The 5278-nt window shown below is 41.2% G+C and carries 6 protein-coding genes and 1 pseudogene; 5 read left to right on the forward strand and 2 right to left on the reverse strand.

The window, feature by feature from the left end:
* Positions 1-171 precede the first annotated feature (171 nt).
* Positions 172-972, reverse strand: a complete 801-nt coding sequence (locus F6K51_RS35055) for a DUF3598 family protein (RefSeq protein WP_293030163.1) — start codon at positions 970-972, stop codon at positions 172-174.
* Between the two features lie 332 nt (positions 973-1304).
* On the opposite strand from F6K51_RS35055, the gene F6K51_RS35060 reads away from it, so the two are divergent.
* The 5 genes from F6K51_RS35060 to F6K51_RS35080 all read left to right on the forward strand — a co-directional run bounded on the left by F6K51_RS35060 (position 1305) and on the right by F6K51_RS35080 (position 4097).
* On the forward strand, positions 1305-1481 hold the full coding sequence (locus tag F6K51_RS35060; RefSeq protein ID WP_293030166.1) for a hypothetical protein: 177 nt from the start codon (positions 1305-1307) through the stop codon (positions 1479-1481).
* Positions 1482-1568: 87 nt separating this feature from the next.
* Positions 1569-2015 carry a hypothetical protein gene (locus tag F6K51_RS35065; RefSeq protein ID WP_293030169.1) on the forward strand — a complete coding sequence of 149 codons (447 nt, stop codon included), beginning with the start codon at positions 1569-1571 and terminating at the stop codon, positions 2013-2015.
* A 306-nt stretch (positions 2016-2321) separates the two neighbouring features.
* Positions 2322-2813, forward strand: a complete 492-nt coding sequence (locus F6K51_RS35070) for a hypothetical protein (protein ID WP_293030172.1) — start codon at positions 2322-2324, stop codon at positions 2811-2813.
* A gap of 300 nt (positions 2814-3113) precedes the next feature.
* Positions 3114-3248, forward strand: coding sequence for a hypothetical protein (locus tag F6K51_RS35075; protein WP_293030175.1), 135 nt, complete (start codon positions 3114-3116; stop codon positions 3246-3248).
* 171 nt (positions 3249-3419) lie between these two features.
* Entirely contained in the window at positions 3420-4097 is a 678-nt protein-coding gene (locus tag F6K51_RS35080; protein WP_293030178.1) for an ester cyclase, read from the forward strand.
* A 715-nt stretch (positions 4098-4812) separates the two neighbouring features.
* Here F6K51_RS35080 and F6K51_RS35085 read toward each other — a convergent pair.
* Positions 4813-5004 (reverse strand): annotated as a pseudogene (locus F6K51_RS35085) (IS630 family transposase); the annotation flags it as partial.
* Positions 5005-5278: the final 274 nt, after the last annotated feature.

The following is a 5278-nucleotide window of genomic DNA, read 5'->3' on the forward strand; positions in this document are numbered from 1 at the left end:
TCTCTAAGAAACCTATTTCCCATCTCCCCATCACCCCATCTCCCCATCACCCCATCTCCCCATCTCCCCATCTCCCCATCTCCCCATCTCCCCATCTCCCCATCTCCCCATCTCCCCATCTCCCCATCACCCCATCACCCCATCACCCCATCTCCCCATCTCCCCATCTCCCTATCTCCCCATCTCTGGTTGATTACTCTTTAACGTTAAGCCGGATAACTCACCAGATGAATTATAATCAACGAGCAGTTGTTGTCTAATGTCAGGATTAACTTGCCAATCTCCAATCACAACGAAAGACATTCCTGGTTTCAGTTTGGGCGGGTAACTTAATGATATCCCATCTGGATAATAAAAGGTTTGATGGTCTGGATATTCCCAAGCTAAATGAGTTGGTGTTGGCTGAGATAGTTGGGTGACTGGGGTAAGAGTAATTGCTAATCCTTCTTCCCCATTAAGTATATCTCGATGGGGGATTAACTCTGGGTTAAGTGTCCAATGATCACAGGGATTTTGCAAATCCTCCTCTCGGACACTTACTGTTTTAGTTAATTCCCCATCTGAGTTATAGACTACTAGCAGACTATGGCGTAATTCTTGATATCTAAACCAGAACTCTACTGCAAATAACTCTCCTGGTTCAAATCGATTTACTGTCCAAATAGCCGACCCTTGCTCAAACATATACATAAAGGAGGCTTGAGCGGTTTTCTCAGCTAAACCATTGATTAAACTATTGGGAGTATTCTGGTAAACCTTCTCCTCTTCAGTTCCATTGTCATACATATATACGTTAGTTTGGATAATGTGAGTTTGTTCAGCATCAATAATAGAGCATCGACTACCTACAAAGGATTCTATCACTTCACCTTCAGGAGAATAAATTGTCCAAGACCCATACCAATTCCGTAAATGATGGGTGATAAAATTAGTCCAGTTATGCTGCTTTAACTGTTCAAATGTCTGATTCATGGAATTTTGTGAAGTTTTATGACAAAAACAAAAGGGAACAGGGAACAGGGAACAGGGAACAGGGAACAGGGAGCAAAAATTCTCACAATTTATTTAGGAGCCCTAGATATCCGGTTTTTATACTGTTTTTTTAAATCTGTCCTATAATGGTAGGTAATTTGAAGGGCTACTAACGTAAATCTGGACAGATTAGCGTAGGGAAAACGGTAATTATAAAAGAGTTATGGATAATTGTGAAAGCCTTTAGCAATTAGCAATTACTAACTACAAATTACCAATAAATAACTGTGTTCGATCAGGTAGATAGGGATCAGGTCAAATTTGCATAACCTATGAACTATAGCCTTTATTATAGCTATGAGGTACACAGGATTTTTTACCTCTTGCCTCTTACCTGCTCCCTGCTCCCTGCTCCCTGCTCCCTAAAAGCCAGAACGAAAGTACCTCATGACTATGATAATTGCTATATGTATTATCAGAGCAAGCTAAAACCCATGAAGGGGCTATAGCTTTTTTAGAAATGCTCTGCATAAGTGATAGCTCCCGATAGATAGTCCTTTTTAGCACACTTTATTTCTCTGAAGGAGAAACTTGTTATGACAGCTGGGATGAATTCAGATCCCCCCAGAGGTCAAAACCTCGCCAGCACCATCGTGCTGGTAGTGGCTTGGCTTTTGGGGAATATCTGGGCACTGCAATGGCTATTTGAGTCATTTAAGTACGCATCACTGCTAAATCTGATGCTAATCGGTATTGTGCTCATGGCTTGTTTGGTACAGCTATGGCGCGATCGCTTAATTATAACTGTGTCAGCAACTCCTACCTTAAGACTCTATCCCCTGTTGCTAATGTTAGGGTCTGGGATTAGTGCGATCGCATTCAGATGGTTGGTGTATATCCCACAACTCAACTTACTCCTATTCCTACTGGGTAGCTACGGGTTATGGGGCTTGTTTATCCCACCATCCCTTTGGCGTAAAGGGTTAGCTGCTGCAATTTTAGCTAAACCGCGAGAAGCCCCGCACTTTACCTGCGGAGGGTAAGTGTCGCATGGGAAGCGCGGGGCAAGGGTCGGAACGTCGAAATGCCAATGTGATATATTAAAAATGGTAGGGAAAATAAATTAAGAGCTAATCGCCACCTACCAACTGAAAATAGAACTTTTTTTTGTATTGTTCCGGCGGGTCGGGGCATCCCGGAGACGAAACCTTAGAATAGGGCAGCCTTAATCATAAAGTTTTAACCCTTTACGCATAACCGACTAACCATAAAGGCTGCCCTATTCTTGCGGTAACTTCTGACCGTGTCGTTAATAAAGTTTACCCTTGTATCCTCAGCAATAGCTGGAGTTGGTAAGAAGCCCGCGCTGTCGAGTCAGGGCAGCGTCGGGAGTATGTCACTTTAACAGTGGTTTGGGTTTTCCAGTATCGGATGGCTATGCTTGGTTTATGGAATCAGGAATTGCTGAGGCTACTACTCAAACTGGATTTGAACCGCTGGCAGCCAGGCAACTTATCCTAGGGTTGAGTGGAAACCTGAATGGCTCTGTAGAAGAACTGGATCGGATTCATGGCATAGCCAAGACCTATGACATTGTCAGTCCCTATTCATCAATGATTGTGCTGGTGAATGATGAGCAACGAAGGATGCTCAAAAAAGCAGAAGCGTCGAGCGATCGCTTTGACCGAGAGGTGGAAACTGGGGAAGAAGACTTGAATCAGCCGTCTAATCCGTTTAATGTTTCCAGTGTTCCTGAACCGGAGGTATGGATGTTGATCTTGATCAGTCCGATCGCACTTTTGATTATTAGTAGACGACCAAAAATTACTGTTGACGGTTAATCCTCAATAGTTGCTGGGGGGGTGACATGCAAGCTATAATCCTTACTGGGTAATATGTTCAGCCCATCTGTTACAAAAAGATACATGCTATTTTGAGCTAACCTTGGACGTAGTTATAAGGGTTTGAGCTTTCAGAAAATCATTCGTAGGGTCAATTTAAGAGTTTATCTTTCCTGAGATAATTGGCATCAAAGCCTTATCTAGTAAGCTTTTCAGGGCTCATGTCACCCCCTCAACAATAGTTGTCAATTATATCATCAATTAGCAAGGGCAAAGGTAAGGGTTACTATCCTGTTTACTTTGCCCTTTTTACTTTTTCAGACAACACGAGCCAAAATCTCTCCAGCAACTCGCTCCGCTGATTCCAAAGCTGATTCCATACCAGGAGATGCGATCGCAGTATGTTCACCTCATCCTACCACGATGGTCTACTAGTCATTATTTTGTAGTGATTATTACATTATTTTATTATTTTAATATTTCATTTTCTTGTTTACTATTACAATCTTTTCACATAGTTTAATTTTTATGTACTTGCCATGGTAACAAGAAGACAATTTAGCAAAATTGTTGAGGAATTCTAATCAATTGAACTGAGACACTTCAATGAGTAATAGTCAGTCCACAGGATTGCCTGTTTGGGTACAAGAAAGAGATACAGTTATCGCCAATGATGCTGGGGTTGAATGGCGAGAGGGCAAACGCCCTGATTATGCCGAAACTAATGAATTTCTTAAGAAAGGTAGTAAATTTAATCATCCAGAGGGGTCTTTGGAAGCGATCGCTCAAAACTTAGTTAGAACCTTCGAGATGGAAGCCTCTTATAAGGCTAATCCTGAGCAGTGGTTGTCTATTGTTGCCGACCAGTTTCGGATGACGACTAACGGTGGACCAGAATACAATGCCCAGACTGTTGCTGATATTGGAACATACAACGTATTTCTTGGAGATACCGAACACTATCGCTCCACAGAGGAAACCTTTGAATCATCCATAGAAATTTTCCATAACGCTTTTCCCAATGGCTTTTTATGGGAACTGATGGAAGTGCTTTCCGGACCTCCTAATGTCACCTTTAAGTGGCGGCATTGGGGCACGTTTAGCGGTTCCTTTAAAGGTCATGAACCCACAGGAGAAACCATAGAAGTGTTTGGCATCAGTATTGCTCGGGTTACTGAAGACTTGAAGATTGTCTCCTTGGAGCATTTCTTCGATAACAGTTTGTTTCTCAAGCAATTAACATCAGGCTGTCCCTTCCACTCTCAAAATTCAAATAATTCGTAAGCTATCAGCTATCAGCCGTCAGCTATCAGCTGTCAGCTGTCAGCTGACGGCACCTCAAGTAGCACCTCAAGTAGCGCATATGCTTACCAAATGCTATAGTCTGGTAAGGTTAGAAATAACTAGATTAGCTGCGAGGATAAGAATGTTCAAATTTAGTTTTGATTTTATTATCATACTGATTATGAGTGTCAGTAGATAAGCTAATAACCTCAGCTTCAATCGTAATAGAGGAGCGATTAACCTCAGTTTCATTCTCAGTAGAGGAGCGATTAACCTCAGTTTCATTCTCGGTAGAGGAGCGATTAACGTTTCATCCTCAGTAGAGGAGGTAGCAACCGCAGTTGTAGCTAGTGGGACTTGAACAAAATTCAAGTCCAAATATACCCCAGGGTAAACGCATCTAAATTTGTCTCAAAAATTACATTGAAAAAGTAAACAATAGTATCAAAAATCTATAATCAACCGGTTAATTCTCAATAAGCCCAATTTATTCTCAATTACTGGCCGTGTTATCCTTGGTCGATTTGAGAGTACTCTACATTCTGATTGCGTACGCAAATCCTCCTTTGATTTTTGTTCCAAGCCAGCCGAAAATTCGTTGACTTTGAATAAAAAAACTGCTTTAGGATGGGATTTATTCGAATTTCAAAAAAAAATTGAGTTAATGAGATTTTTATCTGTTACCATTTATACCAAATTAGATGCGTTTACCCTGTATGTACTTATCTGTAGCTTTTTGATGATTACCTTTCATTCTTTGATCTTTAAGGCTTTCTAAGTTATCTGGATCTCCGTGGAGACACCAGTAACAAACTTGATTTTTTTAGCAGCAAATAAAATTAGCAATTTCTTGCTGTGTTTTGCCATCATTTAACAATAGCAATATCAGAATTATCTCTCTAATATCTCCATTTTATATTTTTAGGGCGTTGCTGATTATGGGTATGGTTTTGCCCCCCTAGCCCCCCAATTTTGGGGCAGGGCTGTTTCATTATAGAGTAAAAAGCTGTATAGTTAAGCAATAGCCGGAAAAACCGGGCTAATTTCCCTTATATGCCATGGATCATGGAGAAAAGCTTAATCGACTATCTTAAAGAAATACCTGATCATCGCAATCCTCATGGTCTTCGTCATCCTCTGTGGCTGGTGCTTTTAATCATCATTATGGGGATGATGAGTGG

The organism is Moorena sp. SIO3I8, from assembly GCF_010692325.1.
Lineage (GTDB): Bacteria > Cyanobacteriota > Cyanobacteriia > Cyanobacteriales > Coleofasciculaceae > Moorena.

Bases quoted from the DNA above. Each gene is read 5' to 3' on its own strand.
- F6K51_RS35080 (WP_293030178.1), top strand. From the start codon at position 3,420: ATGAGTAATAGTCAGTCCACAGGATTGCCTGTTTGGGTACAAGAAAGA.
- F6K51_RS35055 (WP_293030163.1), bottom strand. From the start codon at position 972: ATGAATCAGACATTTGAACAGTTAAAGCAGCATAACTGGACTAATTTT.
- F6K51_RS35060 (WP_293030166.1), top strand. From the start codon at position 1,305: ATGAACTATAGCCTTTATTATAGCTATGAGGTACACAGGATTTTTTAC.
- F6K51_RS35065 (WP_293030169.1), top strand. From the start codon at position 1,569: ATGACAGCTGGGATGAATTCAGATCCCCCCAGAGGTCAAAACCTCGCC.